Source organism: Streptomyces sp. NPDC051822 (assembly GCF_044452745.1).
GTDB lineage: Bacteria > Actinomycetota > Actinomycetes > Streptomycetales > Streptomycetaceae > Streptomyces.
This window is the reverse complement of sequence record NZ_JBITBZ010000004.1, coordinates 546,819-572,753: the sequence shown is the minus strand read 5'-3', so window position 1 is coordinate 572,753 and position 25,935 is coordinate 546,819. Positions and strand designations below refer to the sequence as shown.

Sequence of the window (25,935 nt, the reverse complement as noted above, 5' to 3'; positions counted from 1 at the left end):
CGTCAATCGGGTGGCTGCGTCGGCTGCGTCGTCTGTGCCGTCTCGGTGGGGCCGTGCTGGCAGCCGGGGCACCAGTACGTGATCCGGTCGCCCAGCTCCGCCTTGCGGATCGGGGCGCCGCAGCGCAGACAGGGCTGCCCCGCGCGGCCGTAGACGTGCAGCGGGGTGCCGGGGTGGCGCGCGGTGGTGGTGCGCCGGCCGGGGCCGTTCTTGTTCGCCTCCAGGAGACGGTGGGCCGTCGCGATCAGACGGGCGGGGATGCCCGGGGCCAGCTCGCCGACGGGCAGCCAGGGGGTGACGCCGGCGAGGAAGGCCAGCTCCGACTTGTACACGTTGCCGATGCCGGCCAGGTTCCGCTGGTCGAGCAGGGCCTCGCCGAGCGATCTGTCCGGGTCGGCGGCGAGCCGGCGCTCCGCCTCCTCGGCGTCCCAGTCGGGGCCGAGCAGATCCGGGCCGAGATGGCCCACCACGCGGGACTCCTCCGCGGTGCGGATCAGCTCCAGGACCGGGAGCCGGTAGCCGTACGCCGTGGACTCCTCGTTTCCGAGGATCGCCCGGATCTGGTGGTCGGGGCCCCCGCGCGGGCGCTCCCCGGTGGCGTACACCCGCCATGCGCCGTCCATCCGCAGATGCGAGTGGAGGGTGAGGCCGCCGTCGATCCGGGCGAGGAGGTGCTTGCCGCGCGGAGTGACGTCGAGGAGCGTCCGGCCCGTGAGGTCGGCCGTGGCGAAGCGGGGCACCCGGAGGTCCGCGCGGGTGAGGTCCCGCCCCGCCAGCGCGGCGTGCAGGTGGTGGGCGGTCCGCCAGATGGTGTCGCCTTCGGGCACGGGTCCATTGTGCCGGGGAGTGTCGGTGTCCGGGGTGTGGGGGTTCAGGCGCGGAGGCGGAGGCCTCTCGGGGTGGCCAGGAAACCCGCCGCCTCCAGGGGGCGGGCGAGGGGGGACGTCAGGGACGTCGTGCCGTTGATCCGTTCCACCGTGACCGTGCCCAGGGCGCCCCCGCGGGCCGACGCGGCCAGCGCCTCCGCCGCGGCCGTCAGGGCGGGGTCGTCCGGCTCGGTCGGCCAGCAGAGGAGCGTCTTGCCGCCGCGCTCCATGTACAGCGTGAGCTCGCCGTCGACCAGGACCACCAGCGCGCCCGCCTTGCGGCCCGGCTTGTGCCCGGCGCCCGTCGGCGGCTCCGGCCAGGACAGGGCCGCCCCGTACGCGCTCGCGGGATCCGCCGCAGCCAGGACCAGCGCGCGCGGGCCCGCCGCCGCCTCCACGCCCCGGTCGCGGGCGGTCGCCGCGGCCCGCAGCCGGTCCACCGCCCCGTCCATCGCGAACTGGGCCGCGCCGAGACCCTCCACGACATAGCCGCGGCGCGCCTGGCCGCTGTCCTCGAAGGCGGCCAGGATGCGGTACGTGGCCGAGAAACCGCCCTGTACGCCCTCGGCGGCCACCGCGCCCCGGGTGACCACTCCGTGCCGGTCCAGGAGGGTGCGGGCCAGGGCGTGCGCCCGGTGCGTCGGCTCCGGTTCGAGCGGGGGCAGCAGCGACCAGCGGCCCGAGACCGTCGGCGGGCCCGTGCGGGAGGCGGGGCGGGCGGCCGCCGTCAGCGTGCCGTACCGGCCGCGGGGGACCGTGCGGCGGGCGCGGTGGGCGGTGGATCCGGCCGTGCGGCCCGAGCCGAGGAGCGAGCGCAGCGGCGCCAGGGTGTCGTTGGTGAGCCGGCCCGACCAGGCCAGGTCCCAGAGGGCGTCGGCGAGCTGGGGATCGGTCGCGTCCGGGTGGGTGGTGGCCCGGACCTGGTCGGCGATCTGGCGGAAGAACAGGCCGTACCCGCCGGAGAGGGTGGTCAACAGCGACTCGTGCAGCGCGGACAGCTCCAGCGGATGCGGCGGCGGGAGGAGCAGCGGTGCCGCGTCCGCGAGGTACAGCGAGACCCAGCCGTCCTTGCCGGGCAGGGACCCGGCGCCCGCCCAGAGGACTTCGCCGGTGGTCGTCAGCTCGTCGAGGAGCGCCGGGGTGTAGTCGCGGACCCGCGACGGAAGGATCAGCTTCTCCAGGGCCGAGGCCGGGACGGCCGCGCCCTGGAGCTGCTCGATCGCGCGGGCGAGGCCGTCGATGCCGCGCAGGCTGTTGCCCCCCAGGTGCTGCCACTGGGGAAGGAAGGTGGCGAGCGCCGTCGGGGGCACCGGCTCCAGCTCGTGGCGCAGGGCCGCGAGGGAGCGGCGGCGCAGCCGGCGCAGGACGGTCGCGTCGCACCACTCCTGGCCGATGCCGGAGGGATGGAACTCGCCCTGGACGACCCGGCCGGAGGCGGCCAACCGCTGCAGGGCGCCGTCGGTGACGGCCGCGCCGAGGCCGAACCGGGCGGCGGCCTGGGAGGAGGTGAACGGGCCGTGCGTGCGCGCGTACCGCGCGAGCAGATCGCCGAGCGGGTCCTTGACCGGCTCGGTGAACGCCTCGGGCACACCGACCGGCAGGGCCGTGCCCAGGGCGTCCCGGAGCCGGCCCGCGTCCTCGATGGCCGACCAGTGATCCCGGCCCCCGATCCGCACCCGGATCGCGCGGCGCGCGGCGCCGAGGTCGGGCGCCCAGCCGGCTTCGGCACCGCGCTCGACGAGCTCGGCGTCGGTGAGTGGGCCCAGGACCCGCAGCAGGTCGGCGACGCCCTCCACGTCCTTGATCCGCCGGTCCTCGGTCAGCCACTGGAGCTCCCGCTCCAGCTCGGTCAGGACCTCCGGGTCGAGCAGCTCGCGCAGCTCCGCCTGGCCGAGCAGCTCCGCGAGCAGCCGCGAGTCCAGGGAGAGCGCCGCCGCCCGCCGCTCGGCGAGCGGGGAGTCGCCCTCGTACAGGAACTGCGCCACGTAGCCGAAGAGCAGGGAGCGGGCGAAGGGCGAGGGCTCCTGGGTGGTGACCTCGACCAGGCGGACCCGGCGGGCCTCGATGTCCCCCATGAGCTCCGTCAGACCGGGGAGGTCGAAGACGTCCTGGAGGCACTCGCGGACGGCCTCCAGGACGATCGGGAACGAGCCGAACTCGCTCGCCACCTGGAGGAGCTGGGCCGCGCGCTGCCGCTGCTGCCAGAGCGGGGTGCGCTTGCCGGGGTTCCGCTTGGGCAGCAGCAGGGCACGCGCGGCGCACTCGCGGAAACGGGACGCGAACAGCGCGGAGCCGCCCACCTGGTCGGTGACGATCTGCCCGATCTCGCCCTTGTCGAAGAGGGCGTCGGCCGCGCCGACGGGCGCCTTGTCGGCGGCGTACGTCGTGTCCAGGTGCCGGCTCTGGTCGACCGGTTCGTGGTCGAGGAGGTCCAGGCCCATGTCCAGGCCCATCAGGTCGGCGTCCGGGAGGCGCAGCACGATGCCGTCGTCCGCGTGCATCACCTGCGCGTCCATGCCGTACCGCTCGGCGAGCCGCGCGCCGAGCGCGAGTGCCCAGGGGGCGTGCACCTGCGCACCGAACGGTGAGTGGATGACGACCCGCCAGTCCCCCAGCTCGTCCCGGAAACGCTCGACCAGGATCGTCCGGTCGTCCGGCACGTGGCCGCAGGCCTCGCGCTGCTCCTTGAGGTACGCCAGGACGTTGTCGGAGGCCCAGGCGTCCAGGCCCGCGGCGAGCAGCCGCAGCCGCGCGTCCTCGTCGGCGAGCGCGCCGACCTCGCGGAGGAACGCCCCCACGGCACGGCCCAGTTCGAGGGGGCGGCCCAGCTGGTCGCCCTTCCAGAACGGCAGCCTGCCCGGAACGCCGGGCGCGGGGGAGACGAGCACCCGGTCCCTGGTGATGTCCTCGATCCGCCACGAGGTGGTGCCCAGGGTGAACACGTCGCCGACCCGCGACTCGTACACCATCTCCTCGTCGAGCTCGCCGACCCTGCCCCCGCCCTTCTTGGGGTCCGAGCCGGCGAGGAACACGCCGAACAGGCCCCGGTCGGGGATCGTGCCGCCGGAGGTGACGGCGAGCCGCTGCGCGCCCGGCCGCCCCGTGACCGTCCCGGCGACCCGGTCCCAGACCACGCGGGGGCGCAGCTCGGCGAAGGCGTCCGAGGGGTAGCGGCCCGCGAGCATGTCGAGCACGCCCGTGAACGCCGACTCGGGCAGCGAGGAGAACGGCGCCGCCCGGCGCACCAGGGCGAGGAGGTCGTCCACCTGCCAGGTGTCGAGCGCGACGATGGCGACCAGCTGCTGCGCCAGGACGTCCAGCGGATTGGCGGGGATCCGCATCGACTCGATCGCCCCCGAGCGCATCCGCTCGGTGACCACGGCGGCCTGCACCAGGTCGCCCCGGTACTTCGGGAAGACGACGCCCGTCGACACCGCGCCCACCTGGTGTCCTGCGCGGCCCACGCGCTGGAGACCGGAGGCGACCGACGGCGGCGACTCGACCTGCACGACGAGGTCGACGGCGCCCATGTCGATGCCCAGCTCCAGGCTGGAGGTGGCCACCACGGCGGGCAGCCGGCCGGCCTTCAGGTCCTCCTCCACCTGGGCGCGCTGCTCCTTCGACACCGAGCCGTGGTGGGCGCGGGCGAGCAGCGCGGGGGCGCCCTGCGCCGCCCCCGACTGGGCCATGATCTCGGCCGGGGAGGCCGTGTCGGGGAGCGGTTCGCCCGTCGCCCGCTCGTACGCGATCTCGTTGAGCCGGTTGCACAGGCGCTCGGCGAGACGCCGGGAGTTGGCGAAGACGATCGTGGAGCGGTGCGCCTGGACGAGGTCGGCGATCCGCTCCTCGACGTGCGGCCAGATCGACGGCTTGTCGCCGCCGTCCTTGCCCTCGGAGGCCGGGGAGCCGCCCAGCTCGCCCATGTCCTCGACGGGGACGACGACGGAGAGGTCGAACTCCTTCCCTGACGGCGGCTGGACGATCTCCACGGCGCGCCCCGGGGACAGGTAGCGGGCCACCTCGTCCACCGGGCGGACCGTCGCCGACAGCCCGATCCGGCGCGCGGGGCGGGGCAGCAGCTCGTCGAGCCGCTCCAGGGAAAGGGCCAGATGCGCGCCCCGCTTGGTGCTCGCGACGGCGTGGACCTCGTCCAGGATGACCGTCTCCACGCCGGCCAGGGCGTCGCGGGTGGCGGAGGTCAGCATCAGGAACAGCGACTCGGGGGTGGTGATCAGGATGTCCGGCGGCCGGGTCGCGAGCGACCGGCGCTCGGCGGGCGGCGTGTCACCGGAGCGGATGCCGACGCGCACATCGGGCTCGGGCAGTCCGAGCCGCACCGACTCCTGCCGGATGCCGGTCAGCGGCGAGCGCAGGTTCCGCTCGACGTCCACGGCGAGCGCCTTCAGCGGTGACACGTACAGCACGCGGCAGCGCTTCTTCGGCTCGGCCGGCGGGGGCGAGGAGGCGAGCCGGTCCAGGGAGGCGAGGAAGGCGGCCAGCGTCTTGCCCGAGCCGGTCGGGGCGACGACGAGCACGTCGGAGCCCGCGCCGATGGCCCGCCAGGCACCCTCCTGCGCCGCCGTGGGCGCGGTGAAGGCCCCGGTGAACCAACCACGGGTCGCGGGGGAGAACGAGTCGAGCGCGGACCTGACCATGCCCCCCATCGTGCACCCACCCACTGACAACCGCCCGGACCTGCGGGAACCCCTCGTGTGGCGGGTGGCCGCGGGAATCTGCGGTGTGATCAATTGAACACCTCGCTGCGGCGGCTACACATTGCTCACCGGCACGTGCATCGCATGCGGACCGATCCGGGCGGGGGATGTGGCTGAAAGTTGTCGCCACCGTCACGTCGGGAGGGCCGTCGGGGGCGTTGCGCGCCACCATCGCGCCGATCTTCGACGGGCCGCACAGGGCGCTGTCGGTGCTCCGGCCCGGTGGCCGACTATCGCCCTTGTCAATTGCCAAGGAATCCCGGCAAAAAGCCTGACGGCGCCCTTTCGGGATCAGTACAGCAATTCGGGTGGGCTCGTCGCTCTTGGTGACCTTCGGTTCCAACGCCGTCGGGTGTGAGGTGATCAAGGGCCTTCTCGTCCCGGCAGGGATGACCTAGGTTCCTCGTGATTGCGAGGGGTGCGGGCGGCGCCCCCGGCTGGTCTGAATTCGGGAACTTCCCTCCGCTCCACCACGGGTTTGCACGAAAGGGAATCGATGGCTGACGAGATGGTGCTCCGCGCGCAGAGATTCATCAATACCACGTACGGGGACGGCGCCACGCTCGGCATCTCCAAGCTGGCGGAGGACGGTCGTACCGGGTGGGTCGTGATGTACGCCCTCACGCGTGCCCTCCAGTACGAGATGGGAATCTCGTCGCTCTCGAACAGCTTCGGGCCGACCACCCTTTCCACGATCCAGTCGAAATACGGAAAGCTCGACGAGACGACGATCCCGTCGGCGAACTTCTGCCGGATCATCCAGTCCGCCCTTTACTGCAAGGGTTACGACGGAGGTGATATCGACGGGACGTACAACGCCCGTGTCAAGGCCGCGGTGACGAAGCTGAACGAGAACATGGGCGTCAGCGTCACCTACCCGGGCAGTTCCCTGTGGCCGAAGGTGGTCAAGGGCCTGTTCAACATGGACGCGTACGTGACCGTGAACAACGGCTCGGAGTCCGTACGGGCCATCCAGCAGTGGCTGAACGGCCGGTACGTCCTGCGCAAGGACTACTACGTCATCCCGTGCGACGGCCACCACTCGCGCGATGTCGCCAAGTCGATGCTCCTGGCCGTCCAGTACGAGCTGGGCATGGCGGACGGCGTCGCGAACGGGGCCTTCGGGCCCGGCACCCAGTCCGGCCTGAAGAGCCGCACCGTGGCCGCCGGCTCCTCCGGCGTGTGGGTCCAGCTGTTCACCGCCGCCATGGTGCTCAACCAGCGACCGGTGTCGTTCTCCGGCTCCTTCACCGCCTCGCTGGCCGACGGCGTCGCGACCTTCCAGTCGTTCATGAGGCTTCCGGTGACGGGGCAGGGAGACTTCCAGACCTGGGCGTCGCTGCTGGTGTCGTACGGCGATCAGACGCGCCAGGGCGAGGCGTGCGACGGGATCACGAAGATCACCCCGGCCCGGGCCCAGGCGCTGAGGGCGGCCGGCTACAAGTACGTCGGCCGGTACCTCTACAACCCTTCGACCACCTCCCTGCCGGAGAAGGAGATCCAGCCCGGCGAGCTCGCCACCATCAAGGAGTACGGGCTGCGCTGTTTCCCGATCTACCAGACGTGGGCGCGCTCGGTCGACTACTACAGCGTCGCGCAGGGTGTCACCGACTGTCTCACCGCCGCTTTCAAGGCGGAGGAGCACGGATTCAAGCCGGGCACGCGCATCTACTTCGCTGTCGACTACGACGCGGTGGACGAGGAGGTCACCTCGCACATCCTGCCGTACTTCCAGAGCGTCAAGGATCAGATGGCCCGTCTCGGGAGCCCGTACAAGATCGGCGTCTACGGTCCCCGCAACGCGTGCTCCCGCATTTCCGCGAAGGGCTACGCGGACGCCAGTTTCGTGTCGGACATGTCCTCCGGATTCTCCGGGAACCTGGGCTATGCCATGCCGGAGAACTGGGCCTTCGACCAGATCGTCACCAAGACGGTCGGCTCGGGTGACGGACTGATCGAGATCGACAACAACATCTCCTCGGGCCGCGACACCGGGCAGGGCGATTTCTACCCTCCGGCCGCCCAGAAACTGGACATCGGTTTCGACATCTCCCTGTGGTCCGCCATGCAGAAGGAGATCGAGGACTACATGAACTCGATCGGCAAGCCCGGCGGCACGGGGCGCATCTACACCATGGGCGAGTGTCTCGAAACGATCCTGAGCCACGACGCCGCGATCACCTCGGCGTCCCGCAGGTACCGGATGCGCAAGGCGCTCATCCAGACCACCGCGTTCTGGGAGTTCTGCCACTACAGCTACAAGGACGTGGTGGAGGACGCGAGCGTCGTCATGTACCACACGGGTGTCATACCGGACTGGGGCAAGGACCTTCCCGTCGTCGAGAACGTCGTCGACAGCAGCACCGGTGTCGCCAAGATCTCGGGCCGCACCTGCATCCTGTCGCGGAACAACTCGATCCGCGCGGGGCTCCTGGAGGGCGACATCCTCGACCCGACCTCCGACGCCGACCGGTGGTCCATGTGGCAGAAGGTGAACCAGGACAACGTGTTCAACCTGAGCACCGTCCCGCACCTGCACATCTGGGCGGCCGACGGAAAGCCGGGGGACCACGCCGAGACGCCGATCCGCCGGCCGGCCCTCGACTACGACAACACGGAGATCTTCCAGATCCTGCGCCGGTACCAGGGCTTCGGCGACCTGGCGGAGGAGCACGCGACGGAGCGGATGTCGCTCTACGCCATCTTCGAGAAGTACAACAGCGTCGTCCGCGGTGCCTGACGGATCGTGGTCATGCGCATGGTCCTGGCATCCGATCCCTGGCAGGGGCACGACATCGGGGGGTCGCTGACCGCCCTGTTCGTCGGAGCGGTGACCCTGGCGGGTCTCACGGCGTACCTGGGCTCACGGCTCTCGCCGCGGACCCTCCGCCGCTATACACCCGCCCGGGTCTGGCGGGACGTGTCCCTGGCGGCGCTCGCCGCGGCCACCGCCCTGTACCTGTGGGGGCTCCTGCACGTCGTCCTCACGGACGAGCAGAAGCAGGCGGAGGAGTGCGAACTGCTGCGCCCCGCGGACGTACCCCGTCTCGTCGGCCTCCGAGGGGACTTCGTCCCCCTGCGGCTCGTCTGCGAGACGCCGAACGGCCATGACTACAACGTCGTCGTCCCCGACCACATCAACCCGTCCCTAGCCGTCCTGCTGCCGCTCGCGCTCGTGGGCGCCGCGGTCTCCGGCCTCCTGCACCGCACGCACAGCACGTCCACACGGAAGAAAGGCTGAGCCGTTGAGCACCTCCGGATTCACCCGTAGACACACCCTGACAGCCGCCGCGGGTGTCACCGCCGCCGCGGGCCTCGCCTCCACCGGTCTTCTCGCGGCCCCGGCCGTGGCCGCCCCGCCGGTTCCCGTCCCGCCCGTTCCCCTGAGGAACGACGCGCTGAAGGAGGCGCTGCGGAGGGCCGAGGCCCGGCGCCGCCGCCTCTCCACCGGCCGGCCTTCCGCCAACGGATGGGAGATGCAGAACGCCGTCGACGCCGACGGCGACATCGTCACCTGCCCGGTGCCCGGCACCGGCCTGACCGTTCCGCTCCGCGCGGGAGACACCGCGACGGTCCTGGTCCACGCGGTGCGCCGCTTCCACTACGAGGTCGACGCGCTCGACCGGGACGGCGAGCCGGAGGCGCTCGCGGGGTGGGTGGCGCCGACGGCCGTACGGGACAGCCGACGCCCCGAGTCCAACCGGGCCTCCGGCACCGCCGTCGTCATCCGCCCGGGCTCCTACCCGGCGGGCGCGCGCGACGGGTTCACCGCGGCCCAGCGGCTGGTCATCCACGACATCGTCGCGGACACCGAGGGCGTCGTCCGCTGGGGCGGCGACGACCGCCGCCCGTACGAGGGGCTGTTCTACCTCGACGTGCCGCCGGAGGAGAAGCGCCTTGCACTGGTCGCGGCCAGGATCCGCGCCTGGGCCGAGACCCCCGGTGCCGGCGCGGGCACCCTCCCCGACGTGACGGAGCCCGCACGCCGGAGCCGCGCCGCTCGCTACCGCTGAGGGGCATGACCGCGGGGGCGGGGGCTTCGGGCGGGCGCCCCGGGCCCCGTCCGCGCCGCCCGCCCCGCCAGTGCGCGAGAACGCGCAGGACCGGGTCGCCGGGGTCGCCGTACCATCGCTGACGTGGCAGAACAGACAGCATCCCCCGTCATACGCGACGGCACGCCGGCCAAACCCGACGCCGCCGTCGTCCGCGACGCCCTCGGTGTCGGCGTCGCCGTCGGGCTCTCCGGCTTCGCCTTCGGCGTGACGTCGGCGGGCTCGGGCCTCAGCGTCCTCCAGACCTGCGTCCTCAGCCTGCTGGTCTTCACGGGCGCCTCCCAGTTCGCCCTAGTGGGAGCACTCGCCGCGGGCGGCAACCCCTTCACGGCCGCCGCCGGGGCCTTCTTCCTGGGCACCCGCAACGCCTTCTACGGACTGCGGCTCTCCCAGCTGCTCGCGCTGCCCAGGGCCGTCAGGCCGGTCGCCGCCCACTGGGTGATCGACGAGACCACGGCCGTCGCCCTCGCCCAGCCGTCCCGGCGGGCCGCCCGCATCGGCTTCACCGTCACCGGACTCACGCTGTACGTCCTGTGGAACGCGACCACCCTGCTCGGGGCGCTCGGCGCCGAGGCGATCGGGGACACGGCTGCCTGGGGGCTCGACGCGGCCGGTCCCGCCGTCTTCCTCGCCCTGCTCGCCCCCATGCTGAAGTCCGCGACCGAGCGGGCCACCGCCGGGATCGCCGTCCTCCTCGGCCTCGGGCTGCTGCCCGTGCTGCCCGCCGGTGTCCCCGTCCTCGCGGCGGCCCTCGCCGCGCCCGCCGTGCTCTGGGCCCAGGGCCGCCGCGCGGCCACCGCGGCCGGACGAGAGAAGGACTCCCGATGAACGTCTGGATCGCGATCGGCCTCACCGCCGCCGGGTGCTACCTGGTCAAACTGCTCGGCCTGCTCGTACCCGCGGGAACGCTGGAGCGGCCGCTCGTCCGGCGCCTCGCCACCCTGCTCCCCGTCGCGCTGCTCGCCGCGCTCACCGCCCAGCAGACGTTCGGCTCGGGCGACGCCGTCGTCCTGGACGCCCGCGCCGCCGGACTCGCCGCGGCGGCCGTCGCGCTCGTGCTGCGCGCGCCGTTCCTGGTCGTCGTGGGCGCCGCCGTCGCCGTCACCGCGGGGGTACGTGCCCTGGGCTGGTGAGGCCGCCGGCAGGCGAGTGGGCCCCTGGTCAGTCGACGGTCCGGCCGTGGGCGCGCAGGGTGCGCAGGGCCTCGACCGTGACGATCGGCCGTGACTCCAGGGCCGAGCCGGGAGCCCAGGCGCGCCAGCGGATCGGCCAGCCGCCGTCCTCCTCCTGGTCGGCCGCGAGCCGGTCGAGGGACCGGGCCATCTCCTCGTCCGTGAACCAGCGCGCGGCCAGCGAGTCCGGCACGCGCGCGTAGTCGTGCGGGAAGTGCAGTTCCCCGGGCGCGTAGCCCTCGGCCACCGGATACTCCTCCTCCCGGTCGGGGTCGAGGACGGCGAGCCGCTGCTCGCGCACCAGGCGTCCGAGGCGATCGGCCGCCGCCTCCGCGCGCGAGCGGTCCGGGGCCCCGTCCAGGAAGGCGACGGCGGCCTCGACCTCGTACGGATGGGTCTTCTCCAGCGACTCCACGGCCGACCAGCAGAACTCGGTCGCCCGGAACAGCCACGCGTGCCACACCTGGTTGCGGTGCAGCAGCCCGACCACCGGCCCGGTCGTGAGCAGCGCGCTCGGCGGGGAGTCGACGACCGGCACGAACGGCGCCGACGGGTAGGGGCGCTGCGAGGGATGGATCGCAGGGAGGGCGCCGTCGTGGGTGGACACCTCCGTCAGGTACCGGCAGATCCGCTCCACGCGCAGCCCGCCGCAGCGGCCGATGGAGTCGAGCACCCGCAGCGCGTGCGCGGTGTGCAGCGGCTGGCTGACGGGACCGCGCAGATCGGGTTCGAGCGCGTGGCCGTAGCCGCCGTCCTCGTTGAGGTACGCCGCGAGCGCCGTTTCCACCTGGTCCGCGCCACCGCGCAGGAAGTGGTAGGCGAACCGGCGCTGTTCGAGGACGCGGGCCGTCAGCCAGACGAATCGCTCGGCGCGGGCCAGGGGGGTCGGGGGCGGGGAGGAGAGGGGTTTTTCGGCCATGGTCCGACCGTAGGGCGGAAAGGCGCGGTGACAAGGCCTACGGAGCGGGCTGCACTCTTGGGAGCGGGATACTGGGGTCATGCGGTTGACGATTTTCTGGGAGCGGATGGCGGACCACTTCGGTGGGTCCTATGCCGAGTCCTTCGCGCGTGACCATGTGATGACCGAGCTGGGGGGTCGGACGGTACGCGAGGCGCTGGACGCCGGCTGGGAGGCGAAGGACGTGTGGCGGGCCGTCTGCGCGGCCGTCGACGTACCGGCGGACAAGCGGTAACGGTCGGTGGGGGGACGGTCGACCGGCGGGGATGTGAGGGGTCCAGGGTGGAATGTCCGTCCGGTGCGCGAGACTGGCGGGGTGGCCCCGACTGACGACACCGAGAAGACCTCCGCGACCGAGACGACGAAGAAGCCCGACACGACGAAGACGCCCGACCCGACCTCCGCGATCAAGGGGAACGGCGCGGCCGAGACGACCGGTACGACCGACGCGGCCGGCACGACCGGCGCGGCCGAGGCGATGTCCGCGGCCGGCGCGGCCGGCAGAGGCGACGGCGGCGGCGGTGGCAAGGTCCCGGTGAGCGGCGACTCGGCCGCCCGGATGCCGCGCTGGCTGCCGCGCGCGCTCGTCCTCGCGTTCGCGCTCTACGCCTGCTTCCTGCTGGGCAACTGGGCCTTCCACCAGCTCGTCGGGCTCCTCGTCAACATCCTGCTCGCTTTCTTCCTCGCCCTCGCCATCGAACCGGCGGTCGGACGGATGGCTGCGCGCGGGATGCGGCGCGGCCTCGCCACCTTCCTCGTCTTCATCGCCGTCCTGATCTTCGGCGTCGGCTTCGTCGTGCTCCTGGGTTCGATGCTCGCCGGCCAGATCGTGGACATGGTCGAGAACTTCCCCCAGTACCTCGACTCGGTGATCAGGTGGATCAACCAGACCTTCCACACGGACCTGTCGCGGGTCGAGGTCCAGGACAGTCTCCTGAGCTCCGACTGGCTGCAGAAGTACGTGCAGAACAGCGCGTCCGGTGTGCTCGACGTCTCCGCCACCGTCCTCGGCGGCCTCTTCCGGCTCCTGACGATCTTCCTGTTCTCGTTCTACTTCGCCGCCGACGGGCCCCGGCTCCGGCGCGCGCTCTGCTCCGTCCTGCCGCCCGCCCGGCAGGCCGAGGTGCTGCGGGCCTGGGAGATCGCGGTCGACAAGACCGGCGGCTACCTCTACTCGCGCGGTCTCATGGCACTCATCTCGGGTCTCGCGCACTTCGTGCTCCTCGAGATCCTGGACGTGCCGTACGCGCCCGCGCTCGCCGTGTGGGTCGGCCTGGTCTCGCAGTTCATCCCGACCATCGGCACCTACCTGGCCGGTGCGCTGCCGATGCTGATCGCCTTCACGGTCAACCCCTGGTACGCGCTGTGGGTGCTCGGATTCGTCGTGGTCTACCAGCAGTTCGAGAACTACGTGCTCCAGCCGAAGCTCACGTCGAAGACGGTGGACATCCACCCGGCGGTGGCCTTCGGTTCGGTCATCGCGGGGACGGCGCTCCTTGGCGCCGTCGGCGCGCTGATCGCGATCCCGGCCGTCGCCACCCTGCAGGCCTTCCTCGGCGCCTATGTGAAGCGGTACGACGTGACGGACGACCCCCGGGTCCACGGCCACCGCAGATACGGCGAGGCGGTGGTGGCCCGGCTGCAGAAGGCCCTGCACCACAAGAAGGAGACGGGCGGACCGGACGGCACCTGAGCCTCAGAGGTACGAAGGCCCGGTGACCCGGTGCCGGAAGGTGTGCCAGATCCACGCCTGGACGGCCACGAGCAGCGGGGTGACGCACAGCAGCGCGGGCACGAGCAGCGTGAGCGTGCCGGGGGCGGCCGTCCGCTCGGCCAGCGGGAGCGCGGTCCCTGCCCAGAGCGGCAGCCCGCCCATCAGGACCGCCGTGAGCGCGAAGGACTGCCAGGGCCGCCCGGCGTGTCCGACGAGCCTGCGGGCCCGCTCGTACGGCAGACCGGTGAGCCGGAGGCCGGCGAAGCCGAGCCCGTGCGCGGCGAACAGCGCGGCGACGGCGAGCGCGGCGGGGAGGCCCGTGGGGCCGGCCGCCGGCGCGTACGGCCGGCCGGTCAGGAGGGCCGCGAGCAGCCACCCCCAGGAGAGCGCGACGGCCCAGCTGCCGCACGTCACGGCCCCGTCGCAGGCAGCGCGCCAGCGCGGACCCGGGCCACGGCCGCGCGACCAGAGTCCCGCGTCCCGCACGATCCAGCCGGTGAGCAGGGCCACGAGGGCCGGGACCTGCGCGCTCAGGAGCTCCCCTTCGAGGGCCGGGAAGCATCCGACCAGGACCCCGGCGGTGGCGACGAGCCAGACCTCGTTGCCCAGGAAGAAGGGGGCGAAGGAGGCCAGGACGAGCCTTCGCTCGCGGTCGCTCCGGCCGAGCCAGGGGAGGAGCATGCCGGTGCCGACGTCCGCCCCGGCGAGGACGAACCAGCCCGCCGCGAAGAAGGCGAGCAGGGCGATGGCCAGGGTCTCCACGGGGGCTCCTCGGGTACGTGGCGGGGGAGGTCAGGGGTTCAGGGGAGGTCAGGGGCTCAGTAGCGGGGCGCGGGCAGCGCGTCGGCCGGGTCGGGCGCGTCGCCCTCCGCCCGTTCGGTGGGGCGCTCGTCGTGGCCGAGGCCGGATTCGACGGGCCCCCGGCGGCCGTGGCGGGTGAGGAGCCAGGCGTTGAGGGCGGCGAGCAGGACGAAGACCGTGGTGAAGACGGTGAGGGAGATGCGCATGGTGCCGGGGGAGAGGGCCGAGACGGCGTCCTCCGTCTTCAGCAGCCCGTACACCACCCACGGCTGCCGCCCGGACTCCCGGAAGACCCAGCCGCTGATCATCGCGAGATACGGCAGGGGCACGGCCGCCATCAGGACGAGATGCCAGAGCCGGAACCGGAGGACGACCTTCTTGAAGGAGGCCAGGATCACTCCGGCGAAACACAGGTACATCATCAGGGCGAAGCTGATCAGCATCAGCAGCGCACCGCCCCGGGTCCACGCCTCCGAGGGCACGTAGTCGCCCGGCCCGAAACGTTCCGCCATCTCCGCCTGGACCCGGGCGATCTCGGCCGCCTTCCCGCTGAACACCGCCGACTTCATCGGCTGGAAGGAATCCAGGACGGCGAACTGCACGCCGCCGAAGACGGCGGCCGCCATGAGTGCGGGCGCCGACAGGAACACCCCGATCCGCAGGCTGCGGCCGAAGAACTCCCACTCCGGGCTGCGCCGGAAGAGGTGGTAGGCGCTCACCCCGGCCATGAAGAAGCCCGCGGTGAGCAGCGCCCCCGCCAGGACGTGCCCGAAGGCGAGCAGCGCGGAGGGGTTGGTGAGCACCGCGAGCGGATCGTCGAGGACCAGCTCGCCGCTCTCGGAGCCGTACCCCACCGGGTGGTTGAGGAAGCCGTTGGAGACGAGGATCCAGTACGCCGACAGATAGGCGGTCAGGACGACGATCCAGATCGCGGCCAGGTGGGCCCAGCGGTTGAGCCGGTTCCAGCCGAAGATCCACAGCCCGAGGAAGGTCGACTCGACGAAGAACGCCACGATCGTCTCGACGGCGAGCGAGGCCCCGAGGACGTTCCCCGCCTCGTGGGTGAGTCCGCTCCAGGCCATGCCGAACTGGAACTCCATCACGAGGCCGGTGACGATCCCGACCGCGTAGTTGATCACGTACAGCTGGCCCCAGAAACGCACCATGCGCGCGTCCAGCGGCTTCCGGCCGAACGTGGCCTTCGTCTGGAGCACGGCGACGACGGTCGCGAGCCCCAGGGTGAGGGCGACGAAGAGGAAGTGGCCGGCCGCCGTGAGGGCGAACTGCAGCCGCGCGAGATCGAGTACGTCCTGTTTCACCCGCTCAGCGTCGGCGTACGGTCACGGGCCCGTCGTCACCCCCCGGTGGACACCGGCCGTACCCCACCGGTTGTGGCGGTCCACGCGCGCGTACTCCCCGAGTCGTGGGGGCCGGCCCCCATCCCCTACGGGTCAGGCCAGCCAGCCGGGGGTGATCATCCCGGACTCGTACGCCAGGATCACCAGCTGCGCCCGGTCGCGTACGGCCAGCTTGGTCATGATCCGGCTGACATGGGTCTTCGCCGTCGCGGGCGACAGGACGAGACGACCGGCGATCTCGTCGTTCGAGAGCCCCGCGCCCACCAGGCCGAGGACCTCGCGCTCCCGCTCGGTGAGGGCGTTGAGCCGGGGGCTCGGATCCGGCTGCCGCTCCGCCCGGCCCGCGAACTCGGCGATCAGACGGCGGGTCACGGCCGGGGAGATCAGGGCGTCGCCGCGCGCCACGACCCGCACCGCGTGCAGCAGTTCCATCGGCTCGGTGTCCTTAACGAGGAAACCCGACGCGCCCGCGCGCAGCGCCCCGTACACGTGGTCGTCCGCGTCGAACGTGGTCAGGACGATCACCCGGACCCCTTCGAGCCGCTCGTCGGCGGTGATGCGGCGGGTGGCTTCGAGGCCGTCGAGCACCGGCATGCGGATGTCCATGAGGACGACGTCCGGGCGCAGTTCACGGGCCAGCGCGATCGCCCGCTCCCCGTCCCCGGCCTCGCCCACGACCTCGAGGTCCTCCTCGTCGGAGAGGATCGACCGGAAGCCGGCCCGGACCAGGGTCTGGTCGTCGGCGAGCACGACACGGATCATCGGGAGTCCCCCTCGGACGCGGTGGGTACGGAGTACGGCAGTCTGGCGTCCACCAGGAAACCGCCGCCGTCCCCATTCTGGGCGGTCAGCCCGCCGCCGAGGGCACGAGCCCGCTCGGTCATGCCCCGGACGCCGCTGCCCAGCGGGCGGCCCTCCGGCGCGCCCCCGCCGTCGTCCTCGATCCGGAGCCGCACCGCGTCCGCACCCCAGTCGAGGGTGACGCGGACGGTCCGCGCGCCCGCGTGACGGGTCACGTTCGTCAGTGACTCCTGCACGATCCGGTACGCGGCGAGGTCGACGGGCGGCGGCAGGGGCACGGGCGTGCCCGTGGTCTCCGTACGGACGTCGAGACCGGCGCTCCGGGCGCGCCCGGCGAGGTCGCCGAGGAGTGCGAGACCGGAGGTCGGGGCGGTCGGCGTGGGCTCGTCGGCGCGGCGCAGCACCCCGAGGGTCGCCCGCAGCTCGCGCAGCGCGTCCTTGCTGGTGGCCTTGACCGCCTCCAGGGCCTCGGTGGCGGTGACGAGCCCGGCCTCGGGGGCGGGACCCTTGCCGAGCCGGTGCAGCGCCGCCCCGCACTGGACGTTGATCAGCGAGATGCTGTGGCCCAGCACGTCGTGCACCTCGCGGGCGATCCGCAGCCGCTCCTCCGTGGCGCTCTGCCGGGCACGCGCCTCCTGCTCCCGTTCGGCGGCGAGCGCCCGCTGCTCCACCTCGTGGAGGTAGGCGCTGCGGGTCCGCTGGGCACGGCCGACGGCGACGAGGCTGATCAGCCAGCCCGCCAGCATGGCGAGCGAGGTCTCGTCGATCTGCCGGTGTCCCGGTTGCTGACGGATCTCGCCGACGCCCACCGCGAGCAGGGTGACGGCGGCGAGCGCGACGGCGGCGGCGAACCTGCCCTCCGCGGCGGTCGTGTACAGCGCGAGCGCGAAGGCGATCATGAGCGGGCCGTCCTGGGCGGACAGCGGGTAGTACACGACGCAGGCCAGCAGGGTGACGACGGCGACGCCGACCGGCTGCCGCCGCCGGAAGCAGAGTGCCCCGCATCCCACCAGGATCAGCGCCCAGCCGAGCACCGTACGGACGGCGGGTTCGCTCGCCCAGTGCGCGGAGACGAGCGTCCAGACGGCGACGACGGCCAGCACGACACCCGCCACCAGGGCGTCTGCGGCACGCGGCGAAAGACGTCCGCCGCCGGGGGAACGGAGGGGGAGGGACATGCGTCGAAGGATAGGCGGGGGTTCGCGGTGGGGCGGGTCGTGCTGGGGTGCCTGTGCGGGGTGCTTCGGGCGGGGGGTCGGGTTCCGGCGGGGCTCGTGCGGGGGTTCGGGTTCTGGTTCCGGACGTGGGTGTTGCGGGACAGGGGCGGGACGAGGGGGCGGCTTCGATGATGTTCGGTGCGTCGGACGAGTGGTGGGCCCTGCTGCTCGTCCCGGCGGTGCTGTGGGTGCCGATCGGGCCCTTCCTCATGGCGGGCACGGGCGTGTGGTGCGCCCGGCGGCCCGGCAGGTGGCCGCGGCTGTCGTCCGTGCTCCTGCCGCTGGTGCCGGTCCTGGTCTCCGCCGCCGTCGTGGTGCTTCCCCTCGACTCCTGGAGCCTCGCCGAAGAGGCCGACGACATCCTGGGCTACCTCCTCGTGTACGTCCTCGGCATCACGGTGCTGCCGTGGCTGCTCGGATACGGCACCACGCGCGCGATTCGGGCCGTACGCGCGCGTCGGGCCGGGCGCGTGCGGGACCTCAGAGAGAACCCGTGAGGGGGTTGGGCACGGGGAGGTAGTGGGGGGCGGTCGCCTTCGCGCCGATCCAGCGGGAGAGCAGGTTCGCCTTCCCGGGAAGGGTGGGGGAGTCGAGCAGCGCCTTGACGTCGGGGAGCGCCGGCAGCCGGCCGCCCCGCTCGAACTCGGCGCGGGCCAGGTCCCACAGGGCCGGGGCGGAGCCCGGGAAGCGGTGGGTGAGGGCGCCGGCGACCTCGGAGAGGTTGTTGACGACGAGGCAGTAGACCAGCCTTTGCCAGGCCGCCGCACGGGGCGTCAGCGGGACCGTCTTGGCGCCCTCCGCGTCGCGGAAGACGGACTGGACGGGCATACCTCGCCCGTCCACGGCGATCAGGGTGTTCTGCAGGTGGCACTCCACGACGACGCCGAAGCGGGCGAACGCCTCCAGGACGGGTGCCACGACACACCGCAGGTAGGCCGACCACCAGGGCCGGGGATCGGTGATCCGGTCGAGGGGGTTGCCGGGGAAGCCCTCGGCGAGCGCGGCGGCGAGGACGGCCGTCGAACCCGGGGGCAGATGCCGGTCCAGGCCGTCCCGGACGACGACGGCACAGGTCTCGATGAGGCCGTCCACCGTGCGGAAGCCGCGGTCGCTCAGCCAGGACGCCGGGCCGTCCATGGCGGCGAAGGCGGCGCTGACCAACGGGTCGGTGCGGCGTACGTGGAGCAGTTCGTGCCGTCGTATCCGTCGGACGTCGTTGGTGATCCGGACGTCGAGGCTGAACTTCAGGAACAGGTCCCTGTCGTCCCGCGAGCCGTCCCCCTCGACGTACAGGGTGCGCACGGAGGCCGTCGGCCTGGCCGGCCGAGGGGTGACGCCCAGCCGGACCAGGCGGCCGTCGGAGAAGGCGGCACGCACGCGTGGAGCCCGCTCGGACAGTTCGAGCTGCCAGGGATGGGCCGGCAGGAGCCGGTAGCCGGGGGGAGCCTCGCCGAGGGCGTCCAGGGCCCGTGTGTCGCCGTCCTCGACCAGTACGTCCTCGCGTACGCCGAGCAACGTGAGCGGGAACCGGGCGTACGCCTCGGGCGCGTAGCGCAGCCAGGCCGTGGGGGAGCCGTCGCTCGTACGCGCCTTGGGGGCCGGGTGGTACGGGTGGCCCATGACCAGGGCCTGTTCGGAGCGCAGCCAGGGGTCGTCGGGCGGTGCCGTGCGGGCGCGCGCGGCGAGGACGGCCCGCACCGCGGCGCGGCTCGCGGCCATTTCGGCGGCCAGGTCGGGGTTATGCCGTCCGGTGGCGGCGTGCATCTCCTGGACGGCGAGGTCGACGAGGCCGGCGTGGCTCAGGGCGCGCCAGGCGTGCCCCGTCCACAGCTCGGGGCCGGAGGGGCGGTGGCCGGGGCGGACCCGCAGGAGCCGGCCGCTGAAGCGCAGGCGGTGGACGGCGTACTCGGGGGGTCGGCTTTCGGCTTTCCGTTCCTGGGATCGGTGCACAGCCGGCGGGTTCGCGGCCGGGTCGGCGGTCGGATCCGGCGCCGGGTGCGCCGCCGCGTTCGCGGTCGGGTCCGCCGCCGGGTCCGCGGCCTCACGGAGCAGGCAGTTCAGCAGAGGCGTCACCGCCAGCGCGTCGGCGGCCCGCGTGAGTGCGTTCATCGACATCAGTATGTGTGGATTGCCCCCGGCCGCGATAGAACAACCGCATGTGCCGAACTGCCGCGGAGCGGACCCTCGCCGCCGAGCTGGACGCGGTCCGGCCGGGGCTGACGGCGGCGTACGTCGCCGGACTCCCCGGGGCCAGGGCCGCGGTGCTGACCCGGCTGTGGCGCGGCCTCGTCCACGAGCCGCTGCCCTGGGTCGCCGGGCGCGCGACCGGCCGGGACGGGGTCACCCTGCGCCTGGACGACGGGCGGCGTCTGCACGGGCCGCTCTCGGACCCCTGGGCGACGGCGGTGTCGGTGACCGGGCTCGACCTGGACGGGGTCCGGTACGACCATCCGGCTGAACTGGTGACGGCCCTGGCCGTGCCGGGCGGCGGGCGACTGGCCGCCGAACTCGACCACAGCGTCGCGTCCATGGCCCTCTCCCGTACGACCCCCCGGCGGACGGCGCCGCCCGTCCACCCGTGGGAATGGGAGCAGGGCGAGACCGACGGGCACCCGTACCATCCGGGCTGCCGCTCCCGGCCCGGCTTCTCCGCCGCCGAGCAGCTGGCGTACGCACCGGAGCACCGGCCCGTCGTCGCCCTGAGGCTGGCCGCGGTCGAGGACGCGGCGGTGACGGGGGAATGGCCCGCCGAGCTGCGCGACGGCGCCTCCGTGCTGATTCCCGTCCACCCCTGGCAGGCGGAGCACGTCCTGTCCGGCAGACCGCTGCGGCGCGGCCCCGCCGCGCACCCGCTGCTGTCGCTGCGGACGCTCGACATCGGCGGGGGCACGCACGTCAAGACGTCGCTGAGTACGCGGCTCACCTCGACCGTGCGGGACATCTCGGCGTACACCGTCACCCACGCCGTCGCGACGTCCGACTTCGTCGAGCGGCTCGTCCACCGGCTCGACGGGCGGCTGCGCATCGCCCGCAACCTGGCGGCGGCCGGAGCGGGATCGGCCGACCTGGCGGTGCTCCTGCGCGAGTCACCCCAGGTCCACGCGGACGCGGCGGCCGGGGAGAGGGCCGTCCCGGTGGCCGCACTCCCCGCGCTCCTCGCGTCCCGCGCACCGGCGGAACGGCTGGACAGGGCCGTCGAGTTCGCGCGGCTGGCGCTCGGCGCCTGCCTGGAGCTGCTCGACCTGGGGGTGGCCCTGGAGGCGCACGGTCAGAACCTGCTCGCCGTCGTCGACGCCGAGGACCGGGTCGTGCGCCTCGTCTACCGGGACCTCGCCGACATCCGGATCAGCCCCGCCCGCCTGACCCGGCACGGCATCCCGGTCCCGCCCCTGCACGGCCGGCTCCTGGACGACGACCCGGCGGTGCTCCGGCGCAAGGTCTTCGGCAGCCTGGTCACCGGGGCGCTCGGCCCGCTCGCCGGTGACGCGCCGACCCTCGGGACGATCCTGGAGGCGGCGACCCGGGACCTCGCCGCCACCCCGGACGTACGGGCCGTGCGGTCGGAACCGCTTCCGGCGAAGGCGCTCACGCTGATGCGACTGGATCCGAACGGCGGCGGGGACCTGTGGACGGGACTGCCGCATCCGTCGGTGAGCCGGTCCTGACCCCCGCACGGCTCCGCAGGTCAGGTCGCGGGGCCGAGGTCTCCGTCGAGGAGCGTCCGGACGATCCCGGGCCGGTCCCGGAGAGCGAGGATCTCGTCGGCGATCGCCACGACGGGCAGATGGTCCTGGTCCCGTGCCGTGACCGCCGCGGCTTTCAGGGTCCGTGGGACGGCTCCGGCGTCCAGGAGGGCACGCCATTCCTCCGTGCCCAGTTCCAGGTACTCCAGGCCGGTCAGACCTGCGACCTCCAGCGGGTCGGCCAGTGTTCCGGGGGAGGCGGTGAGAGTACGCAGGCGGGGCAGCCCGGAGACAGGCGCGAGGCTGAACGGTGCGCCGTCCCCGGCCGCCCCTATGACCAGGACCTCCAGGTCGGGATGAGCGGCGGCCCGTACGGTCTCGGTGCTTCCGGTGCTTCCGGTGCTTCCGGTGCTTCCGGTGGCGACTCTGGCCACGGCCGGAAGCCCGACTCCGCGGCGGTGAGGGTGGTCGCGGCGTTCCTCCCGCAGCCGGCCCAGCACGAAATCGGTGAGGGAGTCGGCCACGAGCTCGGCACCGAAGCTCTGCTCGTGATTGACCAGGATGACCTGCCCGAGATACCCGGCAGGACCGGGAGTCAGGTCGACCGCGAAGTCGTCGCCGCCGTTGCCCCCGAAGCGGATCCACCCCGGTGAGCCGGCCAGGCCCTGCACGGCGGCGTCGGGCGACGTGCCGCCCGCGTGCGTGGCGCCGCGTTGCCAGCCGGGGTGACGGACCGCCGCGTCGACGCCCTCCAGGTCGTCCAGGCCGGACAGCTCGCAGCCGACCGCCTCGCCGGCGCGGACCGCCGCCTCGAAGTCGTCGATCCAGTCCACCCGGGTCACCCGGTAGAGCGCCTTGAGCTCGTCGGACAGGGTGACACCGAGGCGCGCTTCGGTGGCGGCGATCTCCGCCTCCGTGGCACCGACGGCGTCGGGCAGCCGTTCGCGGAGCGTCCACTCGAGGGACTCCGGATCCGCCGAAGGCGCCGGCGTCGCCTCGGGCACCGGCTCGGGACGGCGCAGCCAGGGCTCGGCGAGGGAGTTTTCGGCCAGGACGAGCACCCCCAGGTCAGGGCGGCCGACGGCAGGCTCCACGACCGGGCTCGGCCAGACAAGGGCGAGCGTCGTCCTTCCGTCCGGCCGGACCTCAGCGCTGAACGAGACCTCCTGGACCCGGCCGCGCGCGAGCGCCCTCTGTATGCCCTCCACCGCGATCCGCGCCGCCGACGGCATCGAACCCCGGTGGGCCAGATTCCACCCGTACTGGCCGACACGTCCCGCGACACGCGCCGTCCTGCCGGCACGCCGGTCCGATTCGTCGCCCAGCATGAGCCGCAGCACGGGTTCCCAGACCGCGAAAGCGCCTACGGAGGACAGGGGAAGACTCTGATCGACCATGCGGCAGACCGTACGCGGAGCCGATGACAGCGAGGGCTCCGTGGCCGGGCACGGCACCCGGCGGGCGGCGGCCGCCACACCCCTCCGTCACCGGCGCGGCTCGCTTGACACTGAAATCGAACATCCATTCTTATGGAAGTCCGGCCCTTGGAATCACGGGCTTGTCGGCGAGTTGTCCACAGGCCGGAGGGGACGTCGGGGCCCATTGTCAGTGGCAGGGGTTAGCGTCTTTCACATGAAGCGATCGACTCAAGCAAACCGGGTGGAACCCATGGCAGGAACCGACCGCGAGAAGGCGCTCGACGCCGCGCTCGCACAGATTGAACGCCAATTCGGCAAGGGCGCCGTGATGCGCATGGGTGACCGTGTCCAGGAGCCGATCGAGGTGATCTCCACCGGATCGACCGCCCTCGACATCGCGCTCGGTGTCGGCGGCCTGCCGCGCGGCCGTGTCGTGGAGGTCTACGGACCGGAGTCCTCGGGTAAGACGACCCTGACCCTGCACGCCGTCGCCAACGCACAGAAGGCCGGCGGCCAGGTGGCGTTCGTGGACGCCGAGCACGCCCTCGACCCCGAGTACGCCAAGAAGCTCGGCGTCGACATCGACAACCTCATCCTGTCCCAGCCGGACAACGGCGAGCAGGCCCTCGAGATCGTCGACATGCTGGTCCGCTCCGGCGCCCTCGACCTGATCGTCATCGACTCCGTCGCCGCGCTCGTCCCGCGCGCGGAGATCGAGGGCGAGATGGGCGACTCGCACGTGGGTCTCCAGGCCCGACTGATGAGCCAGGCGCTCCGGAAGATCACCAGCGCGCTCAACCAGTCCAAGACCACCGCGATCTTCATCAACCAGCTCCGCGAGAAGATCGGCGTGATGTTCGGCTCGCCGGAGACCACGACCGGTGGCCGCGCCCTGAAGTTCTACGCCTCGGTGCGCCTCGACATCCGTCGTATCGAGACCCTCAAGGACGGCACGGACGCGGTCGGCAACCGCACCCGCGTCAAGGTCGTCAAGAACAAGGTCGCGCCCCCCTTCAAGCAGGCCGAGTTCGACATCCTCTACGGCCAGGGCATCAGCCGCGAGGGCGGTCTCATCGACATGGGCGTGGAGCACGGCTTCGTGCGCAAGGCCGGCGCCTGGTACACGTACGAGGGCGACCAGCTCGGCCAGGGCAAGGAGAACGCCCGCAACTTCCTGAAGGACAACCCCGACCTCGCCGACGAGATCGAGAAGAAGATCAAGGAGAAGCTGGGCGTCGGCGTCCGGCCCGAGGCCGCCAAGGCCGAACCGGCGACGGACGCGGCGGTCGCCGCGGACGCGGCCGGCGCGGACGACGCGGCCAAGAGCGTTCCGGCACCCGCGAGCAAGACCGCGAAGGCGACCAAGGCCACCGCGGTCAAGAGCTGAACCGGTGACCGGTCGAACCGAATGGCCGGGTGACAGCCCCGACTCGTCGAGGGCCGAGAAGGAGCTGTCACCCCAGGACCCGGCGGAGCGGGCGCGGGCGATCTGTCTGCGCCTGCTCACCGGGACCCCCCGCACGCGCAAGCAGCTCGCCGACGCGCTGCGCAAGCGGGAGATCCCCGATGAGGTGGCGGAGGAGGTCCTCTCCCGCTTCGAGGACGTCGGGCTCATCGACGACGCCGCCTTCGCGGGGGCCTGGGTGGAGTCCCGCCATCACGGCCGGGGCCTCGCCCGGCGGGCGCTCGCCCGCGAGCTGCGGACGAAGGGCGTCGAGCCGACCCTCATCCAGGAGGCGGTGGAGCAGCTCGACTCCGAGCAGGAGGAGGCCACGGCGCGGGAACTCGTGGCCCGCAAGCTGCGCGCCACCCGCGGCCTCGACCGCGACCGGCGTCTGCGCCGGCTCGCCGGGATGCTCGCCCGCAAGGGGTATCCCGAGGGCATGGCCCTGCGCGTCGTCCGCCAGGCCCTCGAGGCCGAGGGCGAGGACACGGACGGGCTCGACGAGTCTCTCTGATCCCCGGGGGGAGATCAGAAGGACTTGTCGAGTCGTACCTCTGGGGGGCCAGCCCTGTCGAGCCCGCTATGGCGACCGCTATGTCGAGCCCGCCATGCCGATCCGGGGCCGAGCACGGCCGGGCGGTCGGGGTGGGTCGGGACGGGCCGCATCCGTCAGGCGCCCGCCTCTCAGCCGCCCGCGTCTCTCAGCCGCCGGTGCCTCTCAGCCGCCGGTGCCTCTCAGCCGGTCGTGACCGGTGGCAGGACCGGGAGGCCCTCGGCCTTCCACGCCTGGAAGCCGCCGATCAGGTCGGTCGCCCGGTGGAGACCCAGGCGGCGCAGGGACTCGACCGCGAGGGAGGAGGCGTACCCCTCGTTGCAGAGGACCACCACCCGCAGGTCGTGGCTGTTCGCCTCGGGCGCGCGGTGGCTGCCCCGGGGGTCGAGCCGCCATTCCAGTTCGTTGCGCTCCACCACCAGCGCGCCCGGGATCAGCCCGTCCCGATCGCGCAGGGCGGCGTAGCGCGTGTCCACCAGGAGCGCGTCGCCCGCCTCGTACGCCTCGTGGGCGGCCCGGGGCGTGATCCGGTCGAGGCCCGACCTGACCCGCTCCAGGAGCTCGTCGATGCCGACCCGCTCGCTCTCGTGTGGGTCGCTCACTGCCAGTCCTCCGGACGCTCGACCTGCTCAAGACGGAGTACCGCGCCCGTCCGGCTGAACCGCCGGATCAACGGAAGCGGCGGATAGTAGGCGTGCACCGACACCGCATGGGTGTCCGGGGACTCGTTGAGCACCTCGTGCACATGGTGGGTGCCGAAGGCGCGGCCCCTGCCCTCTACGAGGCGGCGGGAGCGGTCGAGGCCGTCGGCCAGTTCCAGGGTCTTCCAGCCGCTCGCCGGCAGCCGGACCGCGAGCGCGTTCTCGGTCAGCGTGCCGCGCGCGGTGGCGAAGGCACCCAGCGACTCGGCGTGGTCGTGCCAGCCGGTGCCGGTGCCGGGCGGCCAGCCGATGAGCCAGGCCTCGCTGCCGCCGGGTCCTTCGAGCCGCACCCAGGTGCGGCCCTCGGGGTCGAGCGGCAGGGAGTCGACCAGTTGCCGGTCCGCCGCCGTGCGCCGGACGAAGTCGAGGAGATCGGCCGCCGTGGGGGCGCCGGTGGGAGCGGCAGGGAGGTGGGCGTTCGCGGTGGTGGACGCAGGGGTGGGTTGAGACACGGGTGACCGTCCAGGTTCGCTGAGAGCGCG

22 protein-coding genes are annotated in these 25,935 nt (G+C 72.9%); 11 read left to right on the top strand and 11 right to left on the bottom strand.

What is annotated here, in order from left to right; all coding sequences use genetic code 11:
* Positions 1-2 precede the first annotated feature (2 nt).
* Both ACIA8N_RS17300 and ACIA8N_RS17295 read right to left on the bottom strand, forming a co-directional pair.
* Positions 3-827, bottom strand: coding sequence for a DNA-formamidopyrimidine glycosylase family protein (locus ACIA8N_RS17300; protein ID WP_365779255.1), 825 nt, complete (start codon positions 825-827; stop codon positions 3-5).
* Positions 828-871: 44 nt separating this feature from the next.
* Positions 872-5,521, bottom strand: coding sequence for a DEAD/DEAH box helicase (locus ACIA8N_RS17295; RefSeq protein ID WP_365779257.1), 4,650 nt, complete (start codon positions 5,519-5,521; stop codon positions 872-874).
* Positions 5,522-6,077: 556 nt separating this feature from the next.
* On the opposite strand from ACIA8N_RS17295, the gene ACIA8N_RS17290 reads away from it, so the two are divergent.
* The 5 genes from ACIA8N_RS17290 to ACIA8N_RS17270 all read left to right on the top strand — a co-directional run bounded on the left by ACIA8N_RS17290 (position 6,078) and on the right by ACIA8N_RS17270 (position 10,766).
* Positions 6,078-8,321 carry a glycoside hydrolase domain-containing protein gene (locus tag ACIA8N_RS17290; RefSeq protein ID WP_365779259.1) on the top strand — a complete coding sequence of 748 codons (2,244 nt, stop codon included), beginning with the start codon at positions 6,078-6,080 and terminating at the stop codon, positions 8,319-8,321.
* 12 nt (positions 8,322-8,333) lie between these two features.
* Positions 8,334-8,822, top strand: a complete 489-nt coding sequence (locus ACIA8N_RS17285; protein WP_365779261.1) for a hypothetical protein — start codon at positions 8,334-8,336, stop codon at positions 8,820-8,822.
* Positions 8,823-8,826: 4 nt separating this feature from the next.
* Positions 8,827-9,594 (top strand): hypothetical protein, encoded by a 768-nt coding sequence (locus tag ACIA8N_RS17280; RefSeq protein WP_365779263.1) that lies wholly within the window; start codon positions 8,827-8,829, stop codon positions 9,592-9,594.
* A 123-nt stretch (positions 9,595-9,717) separates the two neighbouring features.
* Positions 9,718-10,461, top strand: a complete 744-nt coding sequence (locus ACIA8N_RS17275) for an AzlC family ABC transporter permease (RefSeq protein WP_365779265.1) — start codon at positions 9,718-9,720, stop codon at positions 10,459-10,461.
* Positions 10,458-10,766, top strand: coding sequence for an AzlD domain-containing protein (locus ACIA8N_RS17270; RefSeq protein WP_365779267.1), 309 nt, complete (start codon positions 10,458-10,460; stop codon positions 10,764-10,766). Before ACIA8N_RS17275 ends, ACIA8N_RS17270 begins: the two co-directional genes overlap by 4 nt.
* Positions 10,767-10,794: 28 nt before the next feature.
* Here ACIA8N_RS17270 and ACIA8N_RS17265 read toward each other — a convergent pair whose 3' ends face one another.
* On the bottom strand, positions 10,795-11,724 hold the full coding sequence (locus ACIA8N_RS17265; protein WP_365779269.1) for a hypothetical protein: 930 nt from the start codon (positions 11,722-11,724) through the stop codon (positions 10,795-10,797).
* A 79-nt stretch (positions 11,725-11,803) separates the two neighbouring features.
* Here ACIA8N_RS17265 and ACIA8N_RS17260 point away from each other — a divergent pair, with 79 nt between their 5' ends.
* Entirely contained in the window at positions 11,804-11,998 is a 195-nt protein-coding gene (locus tag ACIA8N_RS17260) for a DUF3046 domain-containing protein (RefSeq protein ID WP_030217629.1), read from the top strand.
* A gap of 324 nt (positions 11,999-12,322) precedes the next feature.
* The gene (locus ACIA8N_RS17255) at positions 12,323-13,456 is read left to right on the top strand and encodes an AI-2E family transporter (protein ID WP_365779678.1); all 1,134 of its coding nucleotides are present in this window, start codon (positions 12,323-12,325) and stop codon (positions 13,454-13,456) included.
* Between the two features lie 3 nt (positions 13,457-13,459).
* Here ACIA8N_RS17255 and ACIA8N_RS17250 read toward each other — a convergent pair whose 3' ends face one another.
* The 4 genes from ACIA8N_RS17250 to ACIA8N_RS17235 form a co-directional block, all read right to left on the bottom strand.
* The gene (locus ACIA8N_RS17250) at positions 13,460-14,239 is read right to left on the bottom strand and encodes a cytochrome d ubiquinol oxidase subunit II (RefSeq protein ID WP_365779271.1); all 780 of its coding nucleotides are present in this window, start codon (positions 14,237-14,239) and stop codon (positions 13,460-13,462) included.
* Positions 14,240-14,295: 56 nt separating this feature from the next.
* Positions 14,296-15,597 (bottom strand): cytochrome ubiquinol oxidase subunit I, encoded by a 1,302-nt coding sequence (locus ACIA8N_RS17245; protein ID WP_365779273.1) that lies wholly within the window; start codon positions 15,595-15,597, stop codon positions 14,296-14,298.
* Between the two features lie 132 nt (positions 15,598-15,729).
* Complete coding sequence (locus ACIA8N_RS17240; RefSeq protein WP_365779275.1) at positions 15,730-16,398, bottom strand: response regulator transcription factor; 669 nt, start codon at positions 16,396-16,398, stop codon at positions 15,730-15,732.
* Positions 16,395-17,615 carry a sensor histidine kinase gene (locus tag ACIA8N_RS17235; protein WP_365779277.1) on the bottom strand — a complete coding sequence of 407 codons (1,221 nt, stop codon included), beginning with the start codon at positions 17,613-17,615 and terminating at the stop codon, positions 16,395-16,397. The genes ACIA8N_RS17240 and ACIA8N_RS17235 overlap by 4 nt, the downstream gene beginning before the upstream one ends.
* 167 nt (positions 17,616-17,782) lie before the next feature.
* On the opposite strand from ACIA8N_RS17235, the gene ACIA8N_RS17230 reads away from it, so the two are divergent.
* Entirely contained in the window at positions 17,783-18,151 is a 369-nt protein-coding gene (locus tag ACIA8N_RS17230; protein WP_365779279.1) for a hypothetical protein, read from the top strand.
* On the opposite strand, the gene ACIA8N_RS17225 is transcribed toward ACIA8N_RS17230, so the two are convergent.
* Positions 18,135-19,769: an IucA/IucC family protein gene (locus ACIA8N_RS17225; RefSeq protein ID WP_365779281.1), complete on the bottom strand. Its 1,635-nt coding sequence runs from the start codon at positions 19,767-19,769 to the stop codon at positions 18,135-18,137. The genes ACIA8N_RS17230 and ACIA8N_RS17225 overlap by 17 nt on opposite strands.
* Before the next feature lie 41 nt (positions 19,770-19,810).
* Here ACIA8N_RS17225 and ACIA8N_RS17220 point away from each other — a divergent pair, with 41 nt between their 5' ends.
* Positions 19,811-21,319, top strand: coding sequence for an IucA/IucC family siderophore biosynthesis protein (locus tag ACIA8N_RS17220; protein WP_365779283.1), 1,509 nt, complete (start codon positions 19,811-19,813; stop codon positions 21,317-21,319).
* A 20-nt stretch (positions 21,320-21,339) separates the two neighbouring features.
* Here the strand turns inward: ACIA8N_RS17220 and ACIA8N_RS17215 are convergent, their stop codons facing one another.
* Positions 21,340-22,734, bottom strand: a complete 1,395-nt coding sequence (locus tag ACIA8N_RS17215; RefSeq protein WP_365779285.1) for an SMI1/KNR4 family protein — start codon at positions 22,732-22,734, stop codon at positions 21,340-21,342.
* Positions 22,735-23,005: 271 nt separating this feature from the next.
* On the opposite strand from ACIA8N_RS17215, the gene recA reads away from it, so the two are divergent.
* A complete protein-coding gene (gene recA / locus ACIA8N_RS17210; protein ID WP_030217661.1) occupies positions 23,006-24,142 on the top strand; it encodes a recombinase RecA in 1,137 nt (378 codons plus the stop codon).
* A 4-nt stretch (positions 24,143-24,146) separates the two neighbouring features.
* The gene (gene recX / locus ACIA8N_RS17205) at positions 24,147-24,713 is read left to right on the top strand and encodes a recombination regulator RecX (RefSeq protein WP_365779288.1); all 567 of its coding nucleotides are present in this window, start codon (positions 24,147-24,149) and stop codon (positions 24,711-24,713) included.
* A 221-nt stretch (positions 24,714-24,934) separates the two neighbouring features.
* Here recX and ACIA8N_RS17200 read toward each other — a convergent pair whose 3' ends face one another.
* The gene (locus tag ACIA8N_RS17200) at positions 24,935-25,360 is read right to left on the bottom strand and encodes a rhodanese-like domain-containing protein (protein ID WP_399416598.1); all 426 of its coding nucleotides are present in this window, start codon (positions 25,358-25,360) and stop codon (positions 24,935-24,937) included.
* Positions 25,351-25,905, bottom strand: a complete 555-nt coding sequence (locus ACIA8N_RS17195; protein ID WP_365779292.1) for a cysteine dioxygenase — start codon at positions 25,903-25,905, stop codon at positions 25,351-25,353. The genes ACIA8N_RS17200 and ACIA8N_RS17195 overlap by 10 nt, the downstream gene beginning before the upstream one ends.
* Between the last annotated feature and the right edge of the window lie 30 nt (positions 25,906-25,935).